Consider the following 25,228-nt stretch of genomic DNA (forward strand, 5'->3'; position numbering starts at 1 on the left):
GAACAATAAGGGGGGACCGGTGAACGGCAAACGGCGATCATAGCCCGTCGCGGTCGAGCGTGCACATGCCGAGCGCATGCATGACGTCGCCCACCGTGTGAAAGGAGCCGGTGACGAGCACCGTGCCGGCACCCGCCTCCGCCGCCTCGATCGCCTCGCGGAACTCGGGCACCAGGCTCCACGACGCGCGCGCCGGCGGGCGCGATTCGTCGCGCAGCCACTCGCGCAACCACTCGAGGTTCCAGCCGCGGCCGGCGGCAGTCGGCGCCATCGTGAGCACGCCGCGGTCGATGACGCTGTCGAGGAGCACGAGCATTTCCGGCCACGCCTTATCGCCCAGGATCGAGATCAGCGCGTGCAGCGGGCGTGGTGGCCGCAGCTCGCGGAGGGCCGCGACGAGCGCGCGGATACCGTCGGGGTTATGCGCCACGTCGAACAGCCAGCGGCCACGCCGGTCGAGCCGCCCCGGCACTCGCGCGCGCGCGAACCCGGCGGCGAGCGCGTCGGGTGCCGGCCTGTACGGCGCCGGGAGCGCCATGAGAATGCCGTGCGCCACGCCCGCGTTGCGCCGCTGGTGGGCCCCCGCAAGCGCGAGCGGACCATCCCATTCATAGCCGGCCGGGACGACACGGATGTCCGGGCGCGCCCGGCGGTCGAGCGCGGCGACGTGGCACTTCGCCTCGCGCCGGAGCGCATCGACCAGGTGCGGCCGCGTCTCGCCGATCACGAACGGCGCGCCCGGCTTCGCGATGCCCGCCTTTTCCGCGGCGATCCGCTCGAGCGTGTCGCCGAGGTACTTCATGTGGTCCAGCTCGATCTTGGTCACGGCGCTCACCAGCGGCCGGATCACGTTGGTGCTGTCGAGGCGCCCCCCAAGACCGACTTCGACCACGCCGATCTCGGCGCCCCGCGCGGCGAAGTCGGCCATGGCGATCGCGGTCGTTGCCTCGAAAAAGGTGGCGCCGCGGCGCCGAATGAGCGGCTCGAGCTGGCCGGTCCACATCGCGACGGCATCCTCGCTGATGGGCGCGCCGTCAACCCGGACGCGCTCCCGGAAGGACACGAGATGCGGCGAGGTGTAGAGGCCGACGCGCCATCCCGCCGCCGCGAGCGCCGCCGCCACGAGCGTGCAGACGCTCCCCTTTCCATTGGTGCCGCCGATGTGCACCAGCGGCATCACCTCGTGCGGATTGCCGACCGAGGCCAGCAGCGCGCGCGTCGTGGCGAGCCCGAACTTGATCGTCGTCGTCCGGGGGAAAAGAAATTCGAGCGCGCCGGAATACCCGAGCGTCATGGAGCGATCCGCCTGCGGAGTGACGGTAACACGACGCCCCACCCGGCGGCCGCTCAGGTGGGGCGTCGTCCGACTGGTGCGCGCCGAGTGCCTAGGCGATTTCCTCGACCGGCGGACGCTGCCCCTGCATATGCCGGAGAAGTCGGGCAATCGTCTCGCGGAGGGAACCCCGCGGCACCACGTCATCGATCTGGCCATGCTCGAGCAGGAACTCCGCCGTCTGGAAGCCCTCCGGCAACTCCTGCCCGATGGTCTGCTTGATCACGCGCGGGCCGGCAAACCCGATCACGGCACCCGGCTCCGCCAAGATCACGTCGCCCTGCATGGCGAAGGAAGCGGACACGCCGCCGGTGGTCGGGTCCGTCAACACGGAGATGTAGGGAATCCGGGCCCGCGCGAGTTGCGCCAGCGCCGCCGACGTCTTCGCCATCTGCATGAGCGAGACGACGCCCTCCTGCATCCGGGCGCCGCCGGAGGTGGAGACAATGACGAGCGGAATCTTCTTTTCCAGGGAGCGGCGGGCGAGACGGGTGATCTTCTCGCCGACGACGGAGCCCATGGAGCCGCCCATGAACCCGAAGTTCATCACCCCGAGATTGAAGGGCGTGCCCTCGAGGCGTGCTGTGCCGGTGAAAATCGCGTCGCCCGGGCCCGCCTTCTTGCGGGCGGCGGTGAGTCGCTCGACGTAGTGCTCGAAGTTGAGCGGGTCGGCCGATCGGAGGCTGCCATACAGCTCGCGCCACGTGCCGCCGTCGGTCAGCAGCTCGATGTATTCCTCCGCGGTGAAGCGGCGGTGCCGCCCGCACTCGGGGCAGACGCTGAGCGCCTTCTCGAACTTCTCCCGGATATCAACGTGGCCACAGCTGTCGCATTTTTCCCAGGCATCCGCCGGGATCTCAAGGCGATTGCGCTGGGATGTCCGCGGCTTCCGCTCCTTCTTGAACCATGCCATCACGGCCATAGTGGTGATTGGGGTCGGAGGTTAGAGGGGCGCCGGATCCGAGACAGGCAACTAATTTGCCATCACTGACGGGTTCACGCCAGAGCCACGGTGCTAAGTCATTGTGTAGCATCAGCATAGCCGGCCAGCCTGGCATCCCATGCGACCCGGAACGCGAGACCGAGGCAGATGCAACAGATCACAAAGAACGAGCCGCCATACGAGAAAAACGGCAGCGGAATGCCGGTGATCGGCATGATACTGACCGTCATGCCGACGTTTTCGAAGACGTGCGAGAAGAGCAGCCCGAAAATCCCGAACACCGCGAGGCTGCTGAAGGGGTCCGTGGCGCGGCGGGCGATGCGAACCAGGGTGAGCAGGAGTGCCGCAAAGAGCGCGAGCGCTACGGCCACGCCCACGAACCCGAGCTCCTCGCCCACCACCGAAAAGACGAAATCGGTGTGCTGCTCCGGAAGAAATGCGAGCCGCTTCTGCGGGCCCTCGGTGTAGCCGGTCCCGAACCAGCCGCCCGATCCGATCGCGACCTTCGATTGCAGGGCGTGATAACCGGCGCGCTGCGGGTCCACCTCCGGATTGAGAAAGGTGAGCAGCCTGTCCTGCTGGTAAGGTTTGAGTCGATGCCAGAGCGGCAGCGCCACGCCGCCCATGACGGCACTCAGGAACCAGAACGTGAGGCCATCCCACACGTACGGCCGCCACGCGAAGAGCAGTGCCGTAAACCCGATCATCCAGAACGCCCACGTCACGTTGCTGAACGCGAGCAGCAGGCTCATGCCGGGCGACGCGATCAGGAACAGCAGGCGGAAGCGCACGCCCGCCCAGTAGAGCATGCTGAAGAAAATGCCGATGAAGACGAGGGCGCTGCCCAGGTCGGGCTGCTTCATCACGAGGAGGAACGGCACGCCGACGATAATGGCGGGCCCGGCGAGATCGCGGAGCGAGCGCGGGGGCTCGCGCCGGCTCGAGAGATAGCGGGCGAGCATCAGCACCGTGGCCAGCTTGGCAAGCTCGGCCGGCTGGCCGATCTGGCGGCCGCCGACCGTGAGCCAGGAATGCGTGCCGGCCGCCGTGCCGGCGCCGGTGCCCACCGCCAGCACGATCAGGAGCAGCGCGAGGCTGGTGCCGTAGATCGCCGGCGTGAGCCACTCGATCAATCGGGGCGAGATCCGGAAGGTGCCCCACGCGACGAGGAGCCCGATGCCAAACCACACGAACTGGCGCTGCCACACGCCCGCCCCCGCTGTGGGCACGTCGGTCTGCCCGGCCGAGTAGAGGACCAGGAGACCGTACAGCATGAGCCCGAGGCTTTCGGCCGCGAGCGGCCGATCCACCGCGGCGAGTCTCATGGCGGGGGAAGCGGGGACGGCTCGGGCGGCCGTGGCGGCTCGGCCGCGCGAAGCGATTCAGCAGCGGCCTGTGCGGCCGCCGAATCCGGATCGAGCTCGAGCGTGCGCGGGGCGGTGTCCTCCGGCGCCACCACCTTCATCCTGAGCCGTGCCGCAGCCGGCGCCTCGGGGCCGAGGAGATAGCGGCGCAGCACGCGGACGACGTACGGTGCGACGACGGTGCCGTGCTTGGCGAACTCCATGATGCCGCCCACCACAACCTGCGGATGATCGGCCGGCGCGAAGCCGATGAACCAGCCGTGGTCCTCGCCGTGCGGGTTCTGCGCCGTGCCGGTCTTGCCGGCCACGGCCAGATCGGCCTGCCGGCTCGCGCGCGCCGTGCCCGACTGCACGACGGCAATCAACGCCTGCCTGAGCCCGTCGAGCTGGGCGTCCGTGAGACCGAGGGAGTGCGGTTTGGCATCCTCCGGTGGCCGGACGATGTAGGGCGTCACCTCCTTGCCCGCGCCCGCGAGCGCGTCGTAGAACTGCACCATGTTGATCAGCGTCTGGGTGTTCTCGCCCTGGCCGATCGAGAAGTTGAGCGTGGTCGCCGCAGGGCTCCAGTGCCGGGGCCCGTAGAGCCGATCGAAGTAGGCGGTGGTGGCGGGATAAATCGGCGCTACCTCGTTGCGCAGATCGATGCCGCTCTTGGCGCGGAACCCCATCAGCACGCCGTCATCGATGATCGCGTCGAGGCCGAGCTTGAGTCCGAGCTGATAGAAGTAGACGTCGCAGCTCGCCGCGACGGCACCGATGAGGTCGAGCGAGCCGTGGCCTTCCCGCTTCCAGCAGCGGAACACCCGGTTGCCGATGCGCAGGCCACCGCGGCACGGCACGGGCATGTGGGTGTCGAGCCCGATGATGCCGCGCCGGAGCGCCATGGCCGCGATGGCGAGCTTGAACGGCGATGCTGGCGGATAGCGGGTCTGGACCACGCGATTGAGGAGGGGCCGCGCGGGATCGCTGTTGAGCGCGCGCCAGAGTGCGGACGAGATCCCTCCGACAAACGCATTGGGGTCATAGGATGGCGCCGAGTAGAGCGCCAGCACTTCGCCCTTGGTCGAGAGAGCCACCATCCCGCCGCGCACGTCCGGCGGCCAGATGCTATCGATGAACGTCTGAAGGTCGAGGTCGACGGTCGTGTGGATCGGATACCCGGGCGTGGGCTCGAGCGAGGCGGTGCTGGCCTGCTCGCGCACGAGCCGGCCACGGGCGTTCACCTCGACGTAGCGGACGCCGTCGCTGCCGCGCAGGGTGTCATCGTAGGCGAGCTCCAGGCCGGCCTTGCCGACGATCGATCCGAGGTCGGCGCCCGGGTAGCGGTCCTTGTCGAGATCGGCGGCGGTCACCTCCCCGACGTAGCCCACGAGCTGCGCCACCGCCCGTCCCGCCGGGTAGAGGCGCTTGGGCTCGGATTGGATCACGAGCCCGGGGAGCGCGGCGCGGTGCTCCTCCAGGCGGGAGATGGTCGCAAAGCTCGCGTCGCCGAACACGAGCACCGGCTGGTAGCGCGCGGCGGCATACCGGCGCAGCACATCGGCCGCGTCGGCGCTGTCGAGCGGCACGAGCCGCGCGATGCGCTCGAGCACGCCCTGGAGCCCCGCGCGCGAGGGCGCGAGGAGCTTGACCGAGTAGCCGGGCACATTCTCCGCGATGATTCGGCCGTCGCGGTCGTAGATCGCCCCGCGCGGTGGCGGGAGGGGAATCGGGCGCAGCCGATTGGTCTCGGCCTTGAGCTGAAACTTCTCGTGCTGGATGATCTGGGCGTTGAAGAAAGCGCCGAGCAGCACGGCAAAGGCGCCGGTGACGATCCACCGGGCCACCCGGGCGCGTTCGCCCACGCGATACGAGTCGAATCCGTGCACGTCAGGCGTCGAGCCGCACGGCGAACCATTGGCGGAAGCAGAACAGCACGAGGGCGCCGGCCGCGGCGGTGATGATGCCGCGGAGCGGGCTGTAGACGCCGAGGCCGATCAGGAGCTGGCGCGCATCGGCCCCGCTCGCCACCAGCACGATGAAATCGCGCAGCCAGACGCCCACGGCCACGAAGCCGGCGGTGACGAGCAGGTTGTCGAGAAAGAAGACCGCGCGGCCCCAGGCGGCAGCGTAGCCGACGACCGTGTGCGCGAGCGCCGACGCGCCGAAACGCGCCGGCGTCATTGCGTCGGCCACGAGCCCGACCATGAAGCCCGCGACCGCGGCCGCGCCGGGCCCGCTCCGCATGGCGAACACGACGAGCGCAAAGAGCAGGAAGTCGGGGCCGAGGCGCGGGTCGAAGATGCGGGGCCGGACGTAGAAATGCAGCAGCACGAGGGTCGCGATGACCAGCGCAAGCTGGGCCCGGCCGGCACGAGTGCTCATCGCGCGGGCGCGGCTGCCGGCGGGGACGAAGCCGAGGCGGTCAGGCGCGGGTGCGCCGGGGCGGTATTCGGCGCGGAGTCGGCCGGCAGGCTCACGGCGCCGAGCGAGTCGAGCGGAAAGGCATCGGCGACCGAGGCGTCGCGGGGCGCCAGGAGCACCAGCACGTGCGCCGCCGCGCCCGGGATGGCCGCGGCTCGCATCGTATACACTCGCTCCCAACCGACCTGTTCGCGCTCGATGCGCTCCACGGTGCCGATCGGAATCCCCTTGGGGTAAACGCCGCCGAGCCCGGACGAGAGAACGACGGTGCCGGCGGGGATCGAGTCGCGGTAAGGGACGCCGCGGAATTCCAGCGTCGCATCGCTCGCCGTTCCGCCAGGCGCCGCGGCAACGAGCCCGAAGGCATTGGCCGTGGGCGTGAACGCGCTCACCCGGAAATCGGGGTGCGCCCAGGTCATCGCGACGCTCGTGCTCCGGCCCACGCTCGAGATGACGCCGATGAGCCCTTGCGGCGCAACCACGGGATCGAACGGCTCGACGCCCGATGCGCGCCCTACGCTCAGGAGCAGCGTGCGGCCGTCGGTGGCCTGCGCCTGGTGCAGCACTTCGGCCGCGACGTACCGCGTGTGGAGGCGGTGCCCGAGGCCGAGGAGGCGCCGGAGGCGCTCGTTCTCGGCGAGCAGCGACGGCAGCACCTGCGCCGCCATGGCCGCAGAATCACGCTCGACGGTGACGGCGTCGAGCCGCGCGCGACTCGTGCGGCCCTCCTCCGCACGCTCCTCCAGCCACACAAACGGCCACAGGATGCTCTGCCGGAGACCCGTGGCTACCGCGCCGGTCAGCCGGGGGGGCGCGAACAGCGCGGTGAGGGAGAGGACGAGGCAGAGGGCGAAGAGCGCGGTGTCCCGCCGGCTGACGGTGCGGTCGGACGCGGGGAGCATCCTCAGGCGGATAGCACGCTGCGATACTTCTCGTAGTCGTCGAGGATCCGGCCGGTCCCGCGCACGACGCAGGTGAGCGGGTCTTCGTCGACGTGGATCGGCAGCCCCGTCTCCTGCGAGAGCAGGATGTCGAGCCCGCGGATCAGGGCGCCGCCCCCGGTCATCACGATGCCGCGGTCGACGATGTCGCTGGCCAGCTCGGGCGGGGTGATCTCGAGCGCGCGCCGCACCGCGTCCACCACCTGCTGGATCGGCTCCTGCACCGCTTCGCGGATCTCGCTCGAGTGCACGCGGACTGTCTTCGGAATGCCGGAGACCAGATCGCGGCCCTTCACCTCCATCTCGCGCTCGTCGCCCACCGGCGCCGCCGACCCGATCTTGATCTTAATCGCCTCGGCGGTGGGCTCGCCCACCAGGAGGTTGTAGTTCTTTCGCATGAACTGCACGATGGCCTGATCCAATTCATCACCGCCGGTGCGGATCGACGTGTCAGACACGATGCCGGAGAGCGCGATGACCGCGATCTCCGTCGTGCCGCCGCCGATGTCGATCACCATGTTGCCGGTGGGCGTCTCGACCGGCAGCCCGACCCCGATGGCGGCCGCCATCGGTTCGGCCACCATGAGGACCTGCTTGGCGCCGGCCGTCTGGGCCGAATCGCGCACGGCGCGCCGCTCGACCTCGGTGATCCCCGACGGCACGCAGATGATCACCTTCGGCTTTACGCGGAAGACGTGCTTGTCGATGATCGTCTTGAGGAAATACCGCAGCATCTTCTCGGTGACGTCGAAATCCGCGATGACGCCGTCCTTGAGCGGCCGCACCGCGAGGATGCCGTCGGGCGTGCGGCCGAGCATCCGCTTGGCCTCGAGCCCGATGCCCTTGATCTTGCCGGTGCTCTTCTCGATCGCAACGACGGAAGGCTCGTTCAGCACGATGCCCTCGCCCTTGACGTAGACGAGGGTGTTCGCCGTGCCCAGGTCCACCGCGATTTCATTCGCGGGAAGCCAGGAACCCAGGTTAAGCGACGGGAGCTTCATCGAATGGCCATGAGCCACATGGGCGGGAAGGTAAGTGGGAGGGCGAGGGAGACGGTAGTGGAAGGGAGCAAGGCAGGCTTACCGCCTCCCTTACCACCCAGTCAGAGCACGCTCTCGACCTCCAGCAGCGGCAACTTGAACGCCTCAGCCACACCTGGATACACGACCTTTCCCTCGACCACATTGAGACCCTTGCGGAGCGCCGAGTCCGCGCGGCACGCGGCACGCCAGCCATGGCGGGCGAGCTTGAGCGCGTAGGGCAACGTCGCGTTGGTGAGCGCCAGCGTCGACGTGCGCGGCACGCCGCCCGGCATGTTGGCCACGCCGTAGTGCAGGATCCCGTCCACGAAGTACGTCGGATTCTCGTGCGTCGTGGGATGGATGCTCTCGACGCAGCCGCCCTGGTCCACGGCGACATCGACGATCACGGCGCCCGGCTGCATCAACTTGAGGTCGTCCCGCCGAACGAGATGCGGCGCCCGCGCCCCCGGCAGCAGCACGGCACCGATCACGAGATCCGCCCGCGCGGCCACATCGAGCACACTGTGGCGATTGGAGTACCAGGTGTCGCAGTTGGCGGGGAGCACGTCGTCGAGGTAGCGCAACCGGTCGAGCGACACGTCGAGGATCGTCACGTGGGCGCCGAGGCCAGCGGCCATCTTGGCCGCGTTGATGCCGACGGTGCCGCCGCCCAGGATCATTACCTCCGCCGGCGCCACGCCCGGCACGCCGCCCAGGAGAATGCCGCGGCCGCCGTAAATCTTCTCGAGATACTTGGCGCCCGCCTGCACCGCCATGCGGCCGGCGACCTCGGACATCGGGGTGAGCAGCGGCAGCTCCCCCCGCGGGAGCTGCACCGTCTCGTACGCCACCGCGATCGCGCAGGACTGGATTACCGCGCGGGTGAGCCGTTCGTCGGCCGCGAAGTGGAAGTAGGTGTAGAGCACCTGGCCGGGCCGCATGCGCGGCCACTCCGGCTCGATCGGCTCCTTCACCTTCATGATGAGCTCGGCGCGGCCCCACACCTCGGCCGCATCCGGAGCGAGCTGCGCGCCGGCCGCCGCGTAGGCCTCGTCCACGAAGCCGCTCCCCACACCGGCGCCGCGCTCGACGACGACGGTATGGCCCGCGGCCACCAGCGCCTCCGTGCCGGCCGGCACGAGCGCGACCCGGTTCTCATTGGTCTTGATTTCCCTGGGGACTCCGATGAGCATGGCGCCTCGACGACGTCTAGGGTGTCGGTGCGATCACACGATTCCGTCCGGGCCGAGGCGCACGATGCTCTGGCGCTCGGGGGCAAAAAACTCGGCGGCCACTTCGGCTACGCTCGCCGGCGTCACCGCGTCGATTTCGGCCAGCATCTCGTCCAGCGGGCGATAGCGGTCGCCGTGAAGCGTGAACCCGGCAAGGCGGCCCATCCGGCTCGCCGGGCTCTCGAGGGAGAGCATGATCTGGCCCTTGAGCTGCTGCTTGCCGTCGGCGAGCTCGGCCGCCGGAAGGCCCTCACACGCCAGCCGGCCGAATTCGGCCCGGATTGCCTCGACGGCGCGCGCGGCCGTGGCGGGTTGGGTGCCGACGTATACGCCGAGCTGCCCCGCGCTCTGGTAGAACTGCTTGAACGCGAAGACCGCGTAGGCGAGGCCCAGCTCCTCGCGCACGCGCTGGAAGAGACGGCTCGACATCCCCCCGCCGAAGGCGTTTACCAGGATGGCGAGGGCAAAGCGGCGCGGGTCGCGCAGGGGAAAGGTATCGGTGCCGAAGACGATGTGGCTCTGCGCCGTGTCGCGGACTTCCGCACGATCGGCGCCGCGCACCGCCGGGGCACCGGCCACCGCCGGGCGGGCCGGCTCGCGCGTGGCGCCCTCGAACCAGCCCTCGCGCTCGAGGACGGTGAGGAGCTGGTCATGATTCACGTTGCCGGCGGCCGCGATCACGCAATTGCCCGGATAGTAGCCGGCGCGGTGCAGCCGCCGGACGTCCTCCGCGTCGAGCGCGCCGACCGTTTCGGGGGTGCCGAGAATGGAGTAGCCGTACGGGTGGTCCGGCCAGAGCGTTTCGGCGTGCACCTCGAAGACGAGATCGTCCGGTGTATCGAGCACGCCGTTGATCTCTTCGAGGATGACGTTCCGCTCGGGCCCCAGGTCCTTCGGATCGAGCAGCGGCCGGCGGACGAGATCGGTGAGGATTTCGACCGCGAGCGGCAGATCCGCGTCGAGCACGTGGGCCTGGTAGCTCGTGTAGTCGCGGCCGGTATAGGCGTCGAGACCGCCGCCCCGCACCTCGAGTTCGAGCGCCAGCTGCTTGGCCGAGCGCCGCTCGGTGCCCTTGAAGACCATGTGCTCGAGCAGATGGGAGAGCCCCATCTGCCCGCGGGCCTCGTGCGCGCTCGCCGTGCGCACGTAGATCCCGAGCGCCGCCGACCGCACCCCCGGCAGCGCCTCGGTGAGAACGACGAGCCCGTTGGGTGCCGTGGTGCGGCGCAGGCCCTCGTCCAGTTGAACCGTTTCCATGCAGGCAGGCTACTCCCTCGGCAGCAACGCCTTCCGCGAGAGCTTCATCCGGCCGCGCTCGTCCACCTCGAGCAGCTTGACCTGGACCACGTCGCCCTTCTTCACCACGTCCTCGGTCTTCTCGGTGCGGCCGTGCTGCAGCTCGCTGATGTGCAGCAGGCCCTCCACGCCCGGGAGGATCTCAACGAACGCACCGAATGGTGTCGTGCTCTTGACGGGCCCCTCGTAGATCCGCCCGACCTCGGGCTCGGTGACGATGGCCGCGACCATATCGCGCGCCTTCTGCCCGGCCTCGCCGCCCACCGCGGAGATGGTGATGAGCCCGCTGTCGTCCACGCTGATCTTCGCACCGGTGGCGTCCTGGATGCCGCGGATCGTCTTGCCCTTGGGGCCGATCACGTCGCCGATCTTGTCCGGCTTGATCTGCATCGTGATGATGCGCGGGGCGTACGGCGAGAGCTCGGCCCGCGGGCGCGGCAGCGCCTTTTCCATTTCCTTCAGAATGTGCAGCCGGCCCTTCCGCGCCCGCTCCAGCGCCTCCTTCATGATCTCGAGCGTGAGGCCCGCGATCTTGATGTCCATCTGGATCGAGGTAATGCCGCGGGTAGTGCCCGCCACCTTGAAGTCCATATCGCCCAGCGCGTCCTCGGAGCCGAGGATGTCGGTGAGGACGGCGACCTTGTCGCCCTCCTTCACCAGCCCCATGGCCACGCCGGCGCACGGCGCCTGCACCGGCACGCCCGCATCCATGAGCGCGAGGGACCCGGCGCACACCGTCGCCATCGACGAAGAGCCGTTCGATTCCAGGATTTCCGAGACGATGCGGAGGGTGTAAGGAAACTCCTCGTAGTGCGGCAGCAGCGGCTGGAGCGCCCGCTCCGCCAGCGCCCCGTGGCCGATCTCGCGGCGGCTCGTGCCGCGGATCATCTTCACCTCGCCGGTGGAGTACGGCGGGAAATTGTAGTGCAGCATGAACGACTTGGTCGTCTCGCCTGCCACGTCGATGCTGTCGATCCGCTGCTCGTCGTCCGCGGTCCCCAGCGTCGCCGAGGCGAGCGCCTGCGTCTCGCCCCGCTGGAACAGCGCGGAGCCGTGGGTGCGCGGCAGCACGCCCGCCTCGATCGCGATGGGCCGGATCGTGTCCAGGTCCCGCCCGTCCACCCGCTCACCCTTCTCGAGCACCTGCGCCCGCATCACCCGATACTCGATCTCGTCCAGTTCGGCGGCGATATCCCTGGCCTGCTCGGGGAATTCCTCGGCGAGCTTCTGCGCCACCTCATCGCGCAGCGCGCGGACGCCCGTGGCGCGCGCGGCCTTGTCCCGTGCGTTGATGGCGCGAGCCATGGGCGCTTCGGCCAGCGTACGCACCCGCGCGAGGAGCGCCGGATCAGGCTCCGGCTTGGTCCACGCGAGCTTGGTCACGGGGGCCGCGCCGATCACACGCTGCTCCAGCGCGATGAGGTCGCGGATGCCTCGCTGCGCCACCTTGAGCGCCTCGAGCATCTCGGCCTCGGAAATCTCCAGCGCCCCGCCCTCGACCATGTAGATGGCGTCGGCCGACCCGCTCACCACGAGGTCGATGCTCGACGCTTCGAGCTGCTGAAAAGTGGGGTTGAGAATCCAGTTGCCGTCCACCCGCCCCACGCGCACGGCGGCGAGCGGTCCGTTCCAGGGTACGGTCGAGACGCTGAGCGCCACCGAGGCGGCCACGGCGCCGAGGATGTCGGCGTCGTTCGCCTGGTCGGCCGAGAGGACGGTCACGAAAACCTGGACCTCGTTCTTGAACCCTTCCGGAAAGAGCGGGCGGATGCCACGATCGATGAGCCGGCTCGCCAGGATCTCCTTGTCGGAGGGGCGGCCCTCCCGCTTCAAGAACCCGCCGGGGATCTTGCCGGCGGCGTAGGTCTTTTCGCGGTACTCAACGGTGAGGGGGAAGAACGGCAGGGTGGAGATGTTCGGGGAGACGGTCACGGCGGCGAGGACGACCGTTTCGCCGAACTGCACGAGCGCCGATCCGGCGGCCTGTTTGGCCAGGCGTCCCGTTTCGATCGTGAGGGGTCGGCCGGCGAATTCCTGGTTGATCCGATGTACGGTCACAATGGGTTCCGTTTCAGAGCACACCAATGCGGCGAGGGCGCCCCAACGTGCTCGATCGGGACGCCCTCGTGGACCCGCGTGGCTTAATGCCGGAGACCCAGTTCCTCGATGAGCGCGCGATACGTGGCGAGATCGCTGCGCTTGAGGTACTGGAGGAGGCGGCGGCGTGTGCCGACCATCGAGAGCAGGCCGCGGCGCCCGTGGTGATCCTTGGGGTGCGAGCGGAAATGGTCGGTGAGCGAGTTGATCCGCTCGGTGAGCAGCGCCACCTGCACCCGAGCCGACCCCGTGTCGGTCTCGTGCTGGCGATACTTCGTGACCACGCTCTGCTTGTCGAATGGCATGCTGCGGGTGTCCTCGGGCGACTTTCTCGTTTCAGGTCCGTTTCTCTGTCAGCACGAAAACATAACGGCGCCTCGACCCAGCGTAAAGGCCGCCGTGGACGAGACTTCCCAACCCCTCAAAGCAGGCCCAGGAGGCGCCGGATGTCGTTGGAGAAAGCGAGACCCATGAGGAGCACCACCAGCACGAGTCCCACCGCGATGAGCCGCTCGCGGATGCGGAGCGGTACCGGCCGGCGCATCACCCCCTCCGCCACGAGCAGCAGGAACTGGCCGCCGTCGAGCACCGGCACGGGGAGAAGATTGAGCACCGCGAGATTGACGGAGATGAGCGCCATGAACGCGAGGAAGCTATCGAGGCCGAGCCGGGCCACCTCCCCCGCTTGCTGGGCGATGAGGATCGGGCCGCCGAGCGTGCTCGCGGCCACCCGGCGGGTGAGCAGGCCCTGCACCGTGCGCACGAGGAACGTGCTGGCGCTCACCGTCCGTTCGGTTCCGTCGCGGATGGCGCCGAGCGGGCCGAGCGACTGGGTCGAGTCGGCGACGCGAAACGCGATGCCGACCCGCCCTACGGTGCGGGGCTTTCCGTCGAGTCCCACGCCCGGCTCGCTCGACGAGGTCATGGGAATCGAGACGGTGCGGCCGTTCCGGTCGACCGTGAGCGTCACCGGCCGCGCCGGGCTGGTATCGAGGATCGCGAACACGTCGTAGATCTGCGCGGCGGAATGACCGTTGATCGCGATGATCGAATCGCCCGGGCGCACCCCGGCTGCGCCCGCGGGCCGCCCGCTCACCACCGAATCTACGACCGCCGGCCGGTAGGGGAGGAGCGCGCTGGCTGCGCGGATGCGGGCCCCGACCGCGGTGGGGCCGATGGGTAGCGTCACCACCCGCCCGTCGGCGAGCGCGATGCGCACGGTCGACGCATCAGTGCCCTGGATTTTCTCGACCACGTCCTCCCACGTGTGCACCGAGTCACCGCTCACCGCGACGATCCGATCGCCGGGCTCCAGTTGAGCGAGCGGTGCCGCCTGGTCCGTGGCAAGCTCGGGCACGATGTATCCCACGCGCGTCGTGGGAAGGACCGGGCGCCCGTACGCGGCGGCGACGGCTGTATAGAGCACCCAGGCGAAGACCATGTTCATCGCGACGCCCGCCAGGATGACGACCATGCGCTTCCACACCGGCTTCGCCTCGAACACGCGGTCCGGCGGCACCGGGGCGAGGCCCGCCCCGCCCTCCAGCATGGCGCTCGCCGCATCCTCCTCCCGGCTCGCCATCTTCACGTAGCCCCCAAGCGGCAGCCAGGAGATGGAGTATTCGGTTTCGCCGCGCCGAAAGGTGAGCGCCCGGATGGGCGCGCCGAGCCCGAGGGAGAAGCGGTGCACGTAGATCCCGGCCCACTTGGCGGCCACGAAGTGCCCCGCCTCGTGCACGAACACCAGCACGCCCAACACGACGGCCAGGGCGAGAATACTGATGACGACGTTCACGTCTTCCTCACGAGTTGGCGGGCCCGCGCCCTTGCCCACCGATCGGCGCTCCGCAGCGCATCAAGGTCGGCCGCCGGCGCCGGCGCATGTGCGCCGAGCACGGCCTCGATTACGTCGCTGATCCGGCCGAACGGCAGGCAGCCGTCGAGGAAGCCGGCCACCGCCACCTCGTTGGCGGCGTTGAATACCGCCGGCGCCGTGCCCCCCGCGCGCCCCGCCGCGACGCCGCAATGGAAGGCGCGGAACACGTCGCTGCGCACGGGCTCGAAGGTGAGCGGACCGGCTGCCACCGGATCGAATCGCCGTACGCCCCCGTCGGGCAGCCGCGCCGGATGCGTGAGGGCGTACAGGATCGGCAGCTCCATCGAGGGAAACGCGAGCTGCGCGATGATGCTGCCGTCGCAAAACTCGGCGAAGGCGTGCACGATGCTCTGCGGGTGTATCACGACGTCCAGCGCGTCGTACCCGAGCCCGAAAAGATGGTGGGCCTCGATCACCTCGAGCGCCTTGTTGGCGAGCGTGGCACTGTCCACCGTGATCTTCCGCCCCATGCGCCAGGTCGGGTGGTTGAGCGCCTCGGGCACCGTGGCGCGCGCCACGCGCTCGGGCGCCCAGTCGCGGAACGGTCCGCCGGAGCCGGTGAGAATGAGCCGGGCGACACCCCGATCCGAGCCGGCGATGCACTGGAGCACCGCGCTGTGCTCCGAGTCGATCGGCACCAGCTCACCGCCGCCCTGGCGGGCCGCCGCGGTCACGAGATCGCCCGCCATGACGAGCGTCTCCTTGTTGGCGAGCGCGACCCGCTTGCCGGCGCGGAGCGCCGCGAGCGTGGCGTCGAGCCCCGTCACGCCCACCACGGCGTTCACCACCACATCGACTTCGGGATGCAATGCGGCATCGACCAGCACCGACGGCCCCGACGGGAGCCGCGCGTGGCCTTGCCGCTGCGCGAGACCCGCGAAGGCCGGTCGCCACTCCTCCAGCTGCGCCTCGAGTGCCTCCGCGTTCCGTCCGCCGGTGAGCGCCACCACGCGGAAGTGCGCGCGCTGCCGGCTGAGCACGGCGAGCGCGCTCCGCCCGATCGAGCCGGTGGACCCGAGCACCGCGACGCCGCGCACGCCGCGCACGCCGTTCGTGGAAACGCCCTCGTCCATTCCGCCGCCCATCAGCCCACCCCGAACGCGCGGTAGAGCAGCGCGGCAACGGGAATCACGAAGTAGAGCGAGTCGAGCCGATCGAGCACGCCCCCGTGGCCGGGAATGAGGCCGCTCGAGTCCTTCACCCCCGCACCGCGCTTGAAGAGCGATTCGGCCAGGTCGCCCACCTGACCTACGATCGAAAGCACGAATGCGATGAGGAGAAGCACGAAGAGACCAGCCGCGACCCCGACGGCGGGAAACACGGCGAGGGCGAACACCACCGCGACCGCAAGCCCACCGACCACGCCGGCAATCGCCCCCGCGCGGGTCTTGCCGGGGCTGATCCTGGGCGCAAGCTTGGCGCCGCCGAACGCCCGACCGCCGGCCATCGCCGCCGTATCGACGATCCAGGTGACCACGAGCGGAAAGAAGACCAACCAGGTGCCGGCCCATGAGCGAAGGCCGTGGTGCTCGTGCCGCAAGGCCAGCAGGAACGCCGGGAGCGCACCCGCGTAGCCGGCGCCGAACACAGTGACGGCCACCGCGTCGAGTGGCCGCTCGCCCGGGCTGCGGCGGGCGAGCGCCACGACCATGGTCGCGATGAGCCAGACCGCCGCCGCATAGGGCCACGCGCGCGCAACGATGCCGTCGGGTGTTCCGAGCACGAGATAAACGAGGGGCGGCACCGCTGCCGCACCGAGCAGCCCGACGCCGGCGAGCGCGGCCGTGCCGCCGGACCGCGCGAGCCCGTAGAGCTCACGCGTGCCCAGCACGCTCGTCGCCATCACCAACGCCACCAGCACCCATCCGCCGTACCACACGACGAACAACGCGAGCGGGATGGCGGCCGCCGCGAACCCGATCCGCTGCGCCAGATTGCGGTCCATCCGTTCAGACCTCCATGATCTCCGCTTCTTTGGCGTGGATCAGCTGGTCGATCTGCTTCACATGCTCGTCGTGAGCCTTCTGGACCTCTTTCTCGGCCCGGGTCTTGTCGTCCTCCGACGTGTGCTCGAGCTTCTTGAGCCGCATGATCGCGTCGGTGCGCGCGTGTCGCACTGCAATCCGCCCCTCCTCCGCCAGCTTGTGCACCACCTTGACCAGCTCCTTGCGCCGCTCCTGCGACAGCGGCGGCAGCGGAATGCGGATCAGGTTGCCTTGAGTGGACGGATTGAGCCCGAGGTCGGACTCGCGGAGGGCCTTCTCGATGGCGGGTGCGAGCGACTTGTCGAACGGCTGGACCGTGAGCAACCGCGGCTCGGGGGCCGAGACGAGGCCGATCTGGTTGAGCGGGGTCGGCGTGCCGTACGCCTCGACCCGCACGAGGTCGAGCAACGACGTGCTGGCTTTGCCGCTCCGGATGGTGGAGAACTCGCGCTTGGTGCTCTCGACCGCCTTGTGCATCGCCTCGCGGGCGTGCTTCGTCAACTCCTGAATGGTGCTCATCGGACGATGGTCCCGACCCGCTCGCCCTGAAGCACCCGGGCGATGGCGCGGGGCTGGTTGATGTTGAACACGACGATCGGAAGCTGGTTGGCCTTGCAGAGCCCGAACGCATTGCCGTCCATCACGGCGTAGTTGTTGACGATTGCGTCCTGATAGGTGAGCTCGGGGATGAGCGTGGCCGCTGGGTCGCGCCTGGGGTCCGCGGTGTAGATCCCGTCCACGTTCGTCGCCTTGAGGATGACCTCCGCCTCGACCTCGAGCGCGCGCAGCACGCCGGCCGTATCGGTCGAGAAGAACGGATTCCCGGTGCCCGCCGCGAAGATCACGAGACGCCCCTTCTCCAGGTGGCGAATGGCGCGGCGGCGAATGTACGGCTCGGCCACGGATTCCATCCTGATGGCCGTCATGACCCGGGTATCGACGCCGATCTTCTCGAGCACGTCCTGAAACGCAAGCGCGTTGATCACGGTGGCGAGCATGCCCATGTAATCGCCGGTCACGCGGTCGAGCCCCTCGCGGCTGGCGGCAGCGCCCCGGACGATGTTGCCGCCGCCCACCACGAGACAGAGCTTCACGCCGAGGGCATGCACCGCCTTGATCTCCTGGGCAAATGCCTCCACGACACGGTAGTCGATGCCCACGCCCCGTTCACCGCCCAGCGCTTCGCCTGAGAGCTTGAGCAGCGCACGGGAGTAGGCGAGGGCCATCAAACGTCCCCGATGCGGAATCGCGCGAACCGCCGCACCTGCACGGCTTCGCCCAGCGTGCCCGAAGCTTCCTTGATGAGCTGGCCGACGGTGCGGCTGTCGTCCTTCACGTAGGGCTGCTCGACGAGGGTGCGCTCGGCGATGAACTTCTTCACCTTGCCCTCGACGATCTTGGGCCGGATCTGCTCGGGCTTGCCCTCGGCGGCGACCTGTTCCTCCGCGATCCGCCGCTCCCGATCGATGAGCTCCGCCGGAATGTCGTCCGCGGTCACCGCGATCGGGTCGGCCGAGGCGATGTGGAGCGCGAGATCGCGCGCGAGCTGCTGGAACGCGTCCGTCCGGGCGACGAAATCGGTTTCGCAGTCGAGCTCGAGCAGGACGCCCACCTGCTGGTTGTGATGGATGTAACTCACCACGATGCCCTGCGCGGCGCTCCGCCCGGCCCGCTTCTCGGCCTTGGCGATGCCCCGCGCGCGGAGGAGCTCGGCCGCGCGGTCCATGTCGCCGCCGGCCTCCTCCAGGGCCCGCTTGCAGTCCATCATGCCCGCGCTGGTGCGCGCGCGAAGCTCACTCACTTGCTTGGGGGAAATCGTCACGCTTGCCATGGCCGTCAGTGCTCGCTCGATCCTCGGTGATGCCGGGGTCCGCGACGATGATTCGCGGCACCCGGTGGTGAATAGTAAGACCGCCGCTCGCGGCCCGCGCGGACCAGGAGCGGCGGCACGTGCGGCGGTCCGGCCGGAATGTTACACGCCCGCGTCGCCGGCCCCGGCCGGCGCGGGGGTCTCGGCGACACCGCCCATGTCTGTCTTGAGCCGCGCGGCAATGGCCTCGGGCTTGGGCCGCCGCTTGCGACGGGGGCGCCGGCGCCGGCGCTCCGCATCGGCATCGCCTTCGCTCCCCGCGTCGGTGCTGTAGGTTTCCGCCTCGAGGTCCTCGGACGCCTCTCGGATCGGCATCTGCGCCCGCGCCTCGGAGATGACGTCGGCCAGCGCGGCGGTGATGAGCGAGACCGACCGGATGGCGTCGTCGTTGCCGGGAATCGGCACGGTAATCACGTCGGGGTCGGCGTTGGTGTCCACGATGGCCACGACCGGGATGCCGAGCTTGTTTGCCTCGGCGATGGCGATCTTCTCTTTCTTGGCGTCGACGATGAAGAGCGCCCCGGGCAGCCGGCCCATCTGCTTGATGCCTTCGAGATTGCGGGCCAGCTTCTCGCGCTCGCGCTCGAAGAGCAGCTTTTCCTTCTTGGTGTAGTTCTCGAAGTCACCGTCGGCCGCGCCCTGCTCCAGCTCCCGCAGCCGCCGGATCTGCTTCTTCATCGTCTGGAAGTTCGTGAGCGTGCCGCCGAGCCACCGCTCGGTCACGTAGAACGCCCCGCAGCGCTGCGCCTCGATCTGCACGATGGCCTTGAGCTGCTTCTTGGTGCAGACGAAGAGGACCCCCTCGCCCTTGAGCACGATGCTCCGGAGCAGCTCCTGGGCGGCGTGAATCTGCCGCAGCGTTTTCTGGAGATCGATGATGTAGATGCCGGACCGTTCGGCGAAGATGAACCGGCGCATCTTCGGGTTCCAGCGGCGCGTCTGGTGGCCGAAGTGGACGCCCGCCTCGAGCAGGTCCTGCAGTTGCGGCTGTGCCATGCGACGATGCTGTTCCTTCCTCGTAAGGGTTGTTCGTCCACCGCCTTCGTCTCCGGGCTCGACCCCACGGGGCACCCCGAGCGCGGATCCGGCGATGTGCGTAGTGGGGCGCGCTCCGCGCGCCCGCTGGTTTAGCGCTTCGAGAACTGGAAGCGCTTGCGTGCGCCGGGACGGCCCGGCTTCTTGCGCTCGACGGCCCGTGGATCGCGGGTGAGAAATCCGCCGCTGCGCAACTTGGTCCGATGCTGCCCGTCGGCCGAGACCAGGGCCCGCGCCACCGCAAGGCGCAGGGCGCCCGCCTGCCCCGACTGGCCGCCGCCATCCACGTGCGCCCGCACGTCGAAGGCGCCGAGCGTGTCGGTCGCCGTGAACGGCAACTGGATGTGCTGCACCAGTGACGACCGCGGGAAATAGTCTCCCAGGGTCCGGCCATTGATGTCCCACTTGCCCGTGCCGGGCGTGAGATATACGCGGGCGACGCTGGTCTTGCGCCTGCCCACTGCCTGCCACCGAAACGCGGGCGTTGCGGTCATGCGGTCACCTTGGAGCTGCGAATGGGATACGCCTTCGGTTGCTGGGCGGTGTGCGGATGATCGGCGCCGGGATATACCTTGAGCTTGCCCCGGAGCTTTTGCCGGGCGAGCGAGGTCTTGGGCAGCATGCCGAAGACGGCCTTCTCGATGACTCGATCCGGATGCTTGGCGAGGAGGTCCCGCGCCTCGGTGAACCGCTCGTGCCCCATGTATCCGGTGTGGCGGAAGTACACCTTGTTGCTGGCCTTCCGTCCGGTGAGCCGGACCTTGGATGCATTCACCACCACGACGAAGTCGCCGCCGTCCATATGCGGCGTGTAGGTCGGCTTGTGCTTGCCCCGGATGAGCTGCGCCACCACGCTCGCCAACCGGCCGAGCGGAATGCCCTCGGCGTCGACCAGATGCCAATCGTGCTCGATGTCGGCGGGCGTGGCCGTGAAGGTTTTCATCGGTAGCGCGAACCCCGGTGTCGTCAATGCCATAACAAGGTCAATTGCAAAGCGAAACAGACCCGAAAGATAGCGCGAGCCGGCGGAGCGGGTCAAGCCGCGTCAATAGATCTCGACGCGGTAGAGGATGAGGAAAATGAAATAGAGGCCGTAGCAGATGAGGCCGGCGGCCACCACCCCGAGGGCCCAACGACCGTACCGCAGGTCGGCGAGAAACCCGAGGGCCTGGCCCCAGCCGCGGGCCTGAGTCGGGTCGTAGAGCAGTGCCACGCGGATAAGGAAATACCCGATGATCAGGGAGATTACGCCGAGCGCCAGGTAGCCGGCACCACCGATGAGCGCCACGGCGGTGCGGGCGGTGGCCCCCATTTCATCCAGCCGCAGGACGTGCCGAAAGCCGGCGGTGAGGCCGAACCGGATCTGAAGTACTCCCGAGACAACGATGATCACGCCGACAAGCCCCGTGGCCCATCGGCCCACGTGCGGCGTGAGCAGGAGGGCCGCGAGCTCCTGGGGGCTCGTCGTTCCGGCGACTCGATAACCGAAGAGGAGCTGCACCGCCGCGATGCCCAGCGCCGCGTATCCGAGCGCGGTGACGAAAAAGGCGATGCGCTCGGCGAGGGCAGTGAGACTCGTGCCCTTCCGCTCCGGATCGAGCAGCGCCTGGGCCAATTTCCAGAGGGCGTGCGCCCACAGCCCGAGGGCGATCACCGCCAAGATGAACCAGCCGAACGGCTGAGAGAAGAATTCCCGGAGTGCGTCGCCCGGACCGGCGAGGTCGCCGCCGCCGCTCCCGAGCGCGAGCCGGAGAGCAAGCGCGCCGATCATGATGGCGACGAGTCCCTTGGCGGCGAAGCCGAGCTGGGCGACCCGGTTCACGGCGGAGCTCGCCCTGCGCGCTGCGTCCTCGATGGACCGTCTGGTCGACTCGAGGGACATCACCGCACCGATCCGGCCAGCCTCAGTCGAACTCGGCCAGTACCTGGCCCTTTTCGACGGTCTGCCCGGGCTTCACGTGGATGGCCCGCACCACACCGGCCGCGGCGGCACGGAGCTCGTTCTCCATCTTCATGGCTTCGAGCACCAGCACCCCACCACCGGCGGGCACTTCCTGGCCCGGCTCGACGCGCACCCGGACGACGAGGCCCGGCATCGGCGCCTTGAGCACGCCGCCGCGCGCCTGCCGAGTCGCGCCGGTGAGGGCGCGCAGGTGCCGGGCGCGCTCGTCGGTCACTTCGACCTCGAGGCTTTCGCCGTCGGCGCCGAGACGCCAGCGACCGCGCGCGACCGGCTCGACCGCGAGGGTCCGGCGCCGGTCCCCGATGAGCAGTTGACGAAGCGGGGTGCCGGCGACGGCGCTCAGGGTCGCGACGAACATCTCGCCGCCCACGGTGACGCGGTCGCCGTCGACCTCGACCTCGACTTGGCGGCCGCCCAGCTCGACCAGGTACCTCATGTCCGCGAGAGCACCGCCACCGCTTCGACATGGGCGGTTTGGGGAAAGAGATCGAAGGCGTGCACGGAACGAAGCTCGAAGCCGGGGCCCAGGCGCGCCACGTCGCGAGCGAGCGTGGCGGGATCGCACGACACGTACACTACGCGCCGGGGAGCGTGGCGCGCAATCGCGGCGGTGACGCGCGGGTCCATCCCGGTGCGCGGCGGATTGGTGATGACGAGCTCAGGAAGCTCGAGGGCGTCGACCGTGGCTTCGGCGGCAGCAGCGTGCCGCCGCGCCGGTGGGCCGCTGGCCTCGGCATGGGCGACGGCGCGGCGGTCGATCTCCACGCTCTCCACCCGCCCGCCGGCCGCCGCGAGCGCGGCGGTGGTTTCGCCGATGCCGGCGTAGAGGTCCCACACCGCGCGGCCGCGCACGTCGCCGAGCGCCGCGACGGCGTAGGCGCGGGCGCGGTCGCCCATCGCTGGGTGGACCTGCTCGAAGACGGTGACGTGCGGCGACTCGAAACGGCGGCCCGCCACGACCCGCGCCGCGCCGCCTTCCGGGTGCCACCAGATCATGGCCGGCTGCCCGGCGCGCGCCAGCTCGCCGGCGAGCTCGCCGGCGCGGGGCCAGCCATCGCTGCCCCGCACGGCGACTACGAGATGGCGCTCGCCGGCCCGGTCGAGCCGGAGCACGACGCGATCGAGCCGTGGCGGCAGCAAATCGCGCCGCGCCCGCACCGCCTGCCAGAGCTCCATCAATGCGGAATCGGTGATGTGGCACCAGGCGAGATCGAACAGGTCGTCCGGGCGGCCATAGCGGCGGAGCCCGATCCGACGGCCGTCCGCCGCCGCATGCAGCGTCAGCTTGGCGCGATAGCCGAACTGGCTTGGCGAAGGCTCGATCGGCGGGTCCGCCACGTCGAGGCGGCCGAGGCGGCGGAGCGCATCGCCCACGAAGCCGCGGCGGCCCGCGAGCTGGGCGTCGTAGGAGAGATGCTGGAGCTGGCACCCGCCGCATTCATCGACGACGTAGTGGGGGCAGCGAGGTTCGGCCCGGTCCGGGGAAGGTTCGACGAGCTGGTCCAACCGCGCCCGGGCAAACCGGCGCGCCAATCGCACATTGCGCAGCGTTACGAGGTCGCCGGGAGCCGTGCGGGGCACGAACACGGCGCGTCCGTCAGCCAGCGTGCCGACGCCGTCGCCGCCAGCGGCGAGGCGTCGGACGCGCAGCGCAGTCATGGCGAAGCTGGCGCGGATGCCCGCGGCTCCGCGGGCGGCTGGAACTCCGGCTGGCCGAGCTGCCAGAAGAGAAAGGCGTACTCGTCGGCCGTCTCGGCCACGGCCTGCGCTCTGGTCGAGCCGATTCCGTGTCCGGCGTCGTAGTCCACCCGAAGGAGGATCGGCTTGGGGCCGGCGGTTGCCGCCTGGAGGCGAGCCGCCATCTTCGCGACCTGCCACGATGGAACCCGCGGGTCGTTGATGCCGGTGGTGAGCAGCACGGCGGGATAGGAGGTGCCGTCCTTCACGTGGTGATAGGCGCTCATGGCCAGCAGCCCCTTGAACCCGTCCTCGGTTGCGACGCTACCGAACTCGGCGATGTTGGTGGGGCCGTTCACGCCCCGCTCGATGCGCAGCATGTCCGACGCGCCTACGTTGTCGATTGCAGCCCCGAAAAGGTCGGGCCGCTGGGTGATGGCCCCGCCGATCGTGATCCCACCGGCGCTTCCGCCCTGTCCGGCGAGGTGGCGGGGCGAGGTATAGCCCCGGCTGACCAGATACTCGGCGCAGGCGATGAAGTCGCCGATCGTATTCTGCTTGGTGAGCTTCTGCCCCGCCTGGTGCCACGCTTCGCCGTATTCGCCGCCGCCGCGCACGTGCGCCACCGCGTACACGCCGCCTCGCTCGAGCCACGCGAGGAGCAGCGGATTGAAGCCGGGATCGAGCGTGATGCCGTACGAGCCGTACCCCTCGAGCAACGTGGGGTGCGAGCCGTCCATTTCCAGGCCCTTCCGATGTACGATCGAGAGCGGAACCAGCGTGCCGTCGGCGGCGGCGACCTTCACCTCGTGCGATTCGATGTTCGAGTAGTCCACCGGCGATCGAGGCCGGATGCGGGTATCGGTAAAGCGCCGGGTCCGCGGGTCGTAGCGGTACCAGAGCTGCGGCTCGGTCCACGAGGTCAGCTTGACCAGCACGCCGGGCTCGCGCGGATCGGTGATGAACTCTCCGATGGCGCCGTCGAAGGGCAGCGCAACCGGCTCCGGCTTGCCGCCCCATGGCACGCGCACCAGGCGCCCGAGGCCGCCGTCGAGCAACTGCACGTAGAGGCCGTCCTGCGCGGCGCCGAGATTGGTGATCACGGCTTCCGACTCCGGCACGACGACGTCCGCCGTTGCGAGATCCGGCCGGGCGATGCTGGTGCGGACCACCTTGTAGCGCGGCGCGTCCTTGTGGGTCAACAAATAGAGCGCGTCGCCGTGGACGGCGTAGCGGGTGGCGTCGTCGTCGTACCCGGCGAGCTTGTGCCACACGGGCCGGCCTCCCACCACCGCAGCCGCGCGAGCGGCGTAGAGCGTCACCTCGTTCTTGACGAACTGGGTGACGACGCCGAGCACCCACGGGGAGCCCGCGGAATAAGCGGCAAACGGCCCCTCGAGGCTGTCCACCGGCACTGCGCCGACCCCGAACCCGATGAGCGGCACGTCGCGCTCGGCGGAGGTGCCGACGACGTGGCGGTACACCCGGCTCTTGAGGTACGTCTGCGACCGGTCGGCGCCCGGGGCCATCGGCTGGAGCCGGTTGAACAGGAACGACCGGCCATCGGCGAGCCAGCTCGGAGACCCGAACTGCGCGCGGTCGATCTCGTCCGGCAACACTCGCGCGGTGGCGGTCTCAACGACCCGCAGCACCGCCTTTTCCGAGCCGCCGGCCGAGACACCAAACGCCACATGCCGGCCGTCGGGTGCGGGCGCGTAGTAGCTCAGCGAGACGTGCGCCTGGCCGCTCCGAAACCGGTCGGGATCGACGAGCAGGCGCTCGGCACCGGCAAAGCCGCGGCGCACATAGAGGCGGGCCACCTCGTCGCCCTTGGCGATCTTCTGGTAGAACACCTCACCTGATGCGAGCTGCACGTCATAGACGATCGTGCCCGCATCGAGTAACTGTTGCAGGCGCGCGACCAGCGTCGCGCGACTGGGAATCCGATCGAGCACACCGCGGGTATAGACGGCCTGTGCTTTCAACCAGGTGTCGAGCTCGGGGTTCTCGGGGCCTTCCATCCAGCGATACGGGTCGTGGACGGCCACGCCGTAGTAGGTGTCGACCACTTCGCGCACGGGAGCGGCGGGCGGCGCGCCGACGGTCTGGGCTACGAGCGCACGCGACGGCATGCCGAACGCGAGCGCGCCCAGGATGATGGCGGGCGTGGTCAACAGCTTGCGCATGTGAG

General features: G+C 69.4%; 24 protein-coding genes. All 24 read right to left on the minus strand.

What is annotated here, in order from left to right; all coding sequences use genetic code 11:
• Positions 1-37: 37 nt before the first annotated feature.
• On the minus strand, positions 38-1,294 hold the full coding sequence (locus VFW66_04840) for a Mur ligase family protein (protein ID HEX5386007.1): 1,257 nt from the start codon (positions 1,292-1,294) through the stop codon (positions 38-40).
• A 91-nt stretch (positions 1,295-1,385) separates the two neighbouring features.
• Entirely contained in the window at positions 1,386-2,246 is an 861-nt protein-coding gene (gene accD, locus VFW66_04845; GenBank protein HEX5386008.1) for an acetyl-CoA carboxylase, carboxyltransferase subunit beta, read from the minus strand.
• Between the two features lie 107 nt (positions 2,247-2,353).
• On the minus strand, positions 2,354-3,601 hold the full coding sequence (rodA, locus tag VFW66_04850; protein ID HEX5386009.1) for a rod shape-determining protein RodA: 1,248 nt from the start codon (positions 3,599-3,601) through the stop codon (positions 2,354-2,356).
• Positions 3,598-5,508 carry a penicillin-binding protein 2 gene (gene mrdA, locus VFW66_04855; GenBank protein HEX5386010.1) on the minus strand — a complete coding sequence of 637 codons (1,911 nt, stop codon included), beginning with the start codon at positions 5,506-5,508 and terminating at the stop codon, positions 3,598-3,600. The genes rodA and mrdA overlap by 4 nt, the downstream gene beginning before the upstream one ends.
• 1 nt (position 5,509) lies before the next feature.
• On the minus strand, positions 5,510-6,004 hold the full coding sequence (mreD, locus tag VFW66_04860; protein HEX5386011.1) for a rod shape-determining protein MreD: 495 nt from the start codon (positions 6,002-6,004) through the stop codon (positions 5,510-5,512).
• Positions 6,001-6,945, minus strand: a complete 945-nt coding sequence (gene mreC / locus VFW66_04865) for a rod shape-determining protein MreC (GenBank protein HEX5386012.1) — start codon at positions 6,943-6,945, stop codon at positions 6,001-6,003. The genes mreD and mreC overlap by 4 nt, the downstream gene beginning before the upstream one ends.
• A gap of 2 nt (positions 6,946-6,947) precedes the next feature.
• Complete coding sequence (locus VFW66_04870) at positions 6,948-7,985, minus strand: rod shape-determining protein (GenBank protein HEX5386013.1); 1,038 nt, start codon at positions 7,983-7,985, stop codon at positions 6,948-6,950.
• Between the two features lie 101 nt (positions 7,986-8,086).
• Positions 8,087-9,199, minus strand: a complete 1,113-nt coding sequence (ald, locus tag VFW66_04875; protein HEX5386014.1) for an alanine dehydrogenase — start codon at positions 9,197-9,199, stop codon at positions 8,087-8,089.
• 33 nt (positions 9,200-9,232) lie between these two features.
• On the minus strand, positions 9,233-10,495 hold the full coding sequence (locus tag VFW66_04880; GenBank protein HEX5386015.1) for a pitrilysin family protein: 1,263 nt from the start codon (positions 10,493-10,495) through the stop codon (positions 9,233-9,235).
• A gap of 9 nt (positions 10,496-10,504) precedes the next feature.
• Positions 10,505-12,592: a polyribonucleotide nucleotidyltransferase gene (pnp, locus tag VFW66_04885; protein HEX5386016.1), complete on the minus strand. Its 2,088-nt coding sequence runs from the start codon at positions 12,590-12,592 to the stop codon at positions 10,505-10,507.
• 83 nt (positions 12,593-12,675) lie between these two features.
• Positions 12,676-12,936: a 30S ribosomal protein S15 gene (gene rpsO, locus VFW66_04890; protein HEX5386017.1), complete on the minus strand. Its 261-nt coding sequence runs from the start codon at positions 12,934-12,936 to the stop codon at positions 12,676-12,678.
• A 116-nt stretch (positions 12,937-13,052) separates the two neighbouring features.
• Entirely contained in the window at positions 13,053-14,426 is a 1,374-nt protein-coding gene (gene rseP, locus VFW66_04895) for an RIP metalloprotease RseP (GenBank protein ID HEX5386018.1), read from the minus strand.
• The gene (gene dxr, locus VFW66_04900; protein HEX5386019.1) at positions 14,423-15,580 is read right to left on the minus strand and encodes a 1-deoxy-D-xylulose-5-phosphate reductoisomerase; all 1,158 of its coding nucleotides are present in this window, start codon (positions 15,578-15,580) and stop codon (positions 14,423-14,425) included. Before dxr ends, rseP begins: the two co-directional genes overlap by 4 nt.
• Before the next feature lie 11 nt (positions 15,581-15,591).
• A complete protein-coding gene (locus tag VFW66_04905; protein ID HEX5386020.1) occupies positions 15,592-16,452 on the minus strand; it encodes a phosphatidate cytidylyltransferase in 861 nt (286 codons plus the stop codon).
• Positions 16,453-16,456: 4 nt separating this feature from the next.
• Entirely contained in the window at positions 16,457-17,011 is a 555-nt protein-coding gene (frr, locus tag VFW66_04910; protein ID HEX5386021.1) for a ribosome recycling factor, read from the minus strand.
• Entirely contained in the window at positions 17,008-17,718 is a 711-nt protein-coding gene (pyrH, locus tag VFW66_04915; protein HEX5386022.1) for a UMP kinase, read from the minus strand. Before pyrH ends, frr begins: the two co-directional genes overlap by 4 nt.
• A complete protein-coding gene (tsf, locus tag VFW66_04920) occupies positions 17,718-18,323 on the minus strand; it encodes a translation elongation factor Ts (protein ID HEX5386023.1) in 606 nt (201 codons plus the stop codon). The genes pyrH and tsf overlap by 1 nt, the downstream gene beginning before the upstream one ends.
• Before the next feature lie 141 nt (positions 18,324-18,464).
• On the minus strand, positions 18,465-19,358 hold the full coding sequence (gene rpsB, locus VFW66_04925) for a 30S ribosomal protein S2 (protein ID HEX5386024.1): 894 nt from the start codon (positions 19,356-19,358) through the stop codon (positions 18,465-18,467).
• Positions 19,359-19,489: 131 nt separating this feature from the next.
• Positions 19,490-19,891 (minus strand): 30S ribosomal protein S9, encoded by a 402-nt coding sequence (gene rpsI / locus VFW66_04930; protein ID HEX5386025.1) that lies wholly within the window; start codon positions 19,889-19,891, stop codon positions 19,490-19,492.
• A complete protein-coding gene (gene rplM, locus VFW66_04935) occupies positions 19,888-20,340 on the minus strand; it encodes a 50S ribosomal protein L13 (protein HEX5386026.1) in 453 nt (150 codons plus the stop codon). Before rplM ends, rpsI begins: the two co-directional genes overlap by 4 nt.
• Positions 20,341-20,442: 102 nt before the next feature.
• Positions 20,443-21,219, minus strand: a complete 777-nt coding sequence (locus tag VFW66_04940) for a DUF1206 domain-containing protein (protein HEX5386027.1) — start codon at positions 21,217-21,219, stop codon at positions 20,443-20,445.
• 82 nt (positions 21,220-21,301) lie between these two features.
• Positions 21,302-21,796 carry a biotin/lipoyl-containing protein gene (locus tag VFW66_04945; GenBank protein HEX5386028.1) on the minus strand — a complete coding sequence of 165 codons (495 nt, stop codon included), beginning with the start codon at positions 21,794-21,796 and terminating at the stop codon, positions 21,302-21,304.
• Positions 21,793-23,019: a hypothetical protein gene (locus VFW66_04950; GenBank protein HEX5386029.1), complete on the minus strand. Its 1,227-nt coding sequence runs from the start codon at positions 23,017-23,019 to the stop codon at positions 21,793-21,795. Before VFW66_04950 ends, VFW66_04945 begins: the two co-directional genes overlap by 4 nt.
• The gene (locus VFW66_04955) at positions 23,016-25,223 is read right to left on the minus strand and encodes a prolyl oligopeptidase family serine peptidase (GenBank protein HEX5386030.1); all 2,208 of its coding nucleotides are present in this window, start codon (positions 25,221-25,223) and stop codon (positions 23,016-23,018) included. Before VFW66_04955 ends, VFW66_04950 begins: the two co-directional genes overlap by 4 nt.
• Between the last annotated feature and the right edge of the window lie 5 nt (positions 25,224-25,228).

The organism is Gemmatimonadales bacterium (assembly GCA_036279355.1).
In the GTDB taxonomy this organism is placed as follows: Bacteria; Gemmatimonadota; Gemmatimonadetes; order Gemmatimonadales; family GWC2-71-9; genus DASQPE01.

Excerpts from the sequence above, each read along its gene's own strand:
- rplM (HEX5386026.1), bottom strand. The coding sequence starts at position 20,340 with ATGAAAACCTTCACGGCCACGCCCGCCGACATCGAGCACGATTGGCAT.
- rpsI (HEX5386025.1), bottom strand. The coding sequence starts at position 19,891 with ATGACCGCAACGCCCGCGTTTCGGTGGCAGGCAGTGGGCAGGCGCAAG.
- rodA (HEX5386009.1), bottom strand. The coding sequence starts at position 3,601 with ATGAGACTCGCCGCGGTGGATCGGCCGCTCGCGGCCGAAAGCCTCGGG.
- VFW66_04840 (HEX5386007.1), bottom strand. The coding sequence starts at position 1,294 with ATGACGCTCGGGTATTCCGGCGCGCTCGAATTTCTTTTCCCCCGGACG.
- ald (HEX5386014.1), bottom strand. The coding sequence starts at position 9,199 with ATGCTCATCGGAGTCCCCAGGGAAATCAAGACCAATGAGAACCGGGTC.
- VFW66_04955 (HEX5386030.1), bottom strand. The coding sequence starts at position 25,223 with ATGCGCAAGCTGTTGACCACGCCCGCCATCATCCTGGGCGCGCTCGCG.
- VFW66_04880 (HEX5386015.1), bottom strand. The coding sequence starts at position 10,495 with ATGGAAACGGTTCAACTGGACGAGGGCCTGCGCCGCACCACGGCACCC.
- mreC (HEX5386012.1), bottom strand. The coding sequence starts at position 6,945 with ATGCTCCCCGCGTCCGACCGCACCGTCAGCCGGCGGGACACCGCGCTC.
- mreD (HEX5386011.1), bottom strand. The coding sequence starts at position 6,004 with ATGAGCACTCGTGCCGGCCGGGCCCAGCTTGCGCTGGTCATCGCGACC.
- frr (HEX5386021.1), bottom strand. The coding sequence starts at position 17,011 with ATGAGCACCATTCAGGAGTTGACGAAGCACGCCCGCGAGGCGATGCAC.
- VFW66_04945 (HEX5386028.1), bottom strand. The coding sequence starts at position 21,796 with ATGAGGTACCTGGTCGAGCTGGGCGGCCGCCAAGTCGAGGTCGAGGTC.
- pyrH (HEX5386022.1), bottom strand. The coding sequence starts at position 17,718 with ATGGCCCTCGCCTACTCCCGTGCGCTGCTCAAGCTCTCAGGCGAAGCG.
- dxr (HEX5386019.1), bottom strand. The coding sequence starts at position 15,580 with ATGGACGAGGGCGTTTCCACGAACGGCGTGCGCGGCGTGCGCGGCGTC.
- accD (HEX5386008.1), bottom strand. The coding sequence starts at position 2,246 with ATGGCATGGTTCAAGAAGGAGCGGAAGCCGCGGACATCCCAGCGCAAT.
- rpsB (HEX5386024.1), bottom strand. The coding sequence starts at position 19,358 with ATGGCACAGCCGCAACTGCAGGACCTGCTCGAGGCGGGCGTCCACTTC.
- VFW66_04870 (HEX5386013.1), bottom strand. The coding sequence starts at position 7,985 with ATGAAGCTCCCGTCGCTTAACCTGGGTTCCTGGCTTCCCGCGAATGAA.
- rpsO (HEX5386017.1), bottom strand. The coding sequence starts at position 12,936 with ATGCCATTCGACAAGCAGAGCGTGGTCACGAAGTATCGCCAGCACGAG.
- VFW66_04905 (HEX5386020.1), bottom strand. The coding sequence starts at position 16,452 with ATGGACCGCAATCTGGCGCAGCGGATCGGGTTCGCGGCGGCCGCCATC.
- tsf (HEX5386023.1), bottom strand. The coding sequence starts at position 18,323 with ATGGCAAGCGTGACGATTTCCCCCAAGCAAGTGAGTGAGCTTCGCGCG.
- VFW66_04950 (HEX5386029.1), bottom strand. The coding sequence starts at position 23,019 with ATGACTGCGCTGCGCGTCCGACGCCTCGCCGCTGGCGGCGACGGCGTC.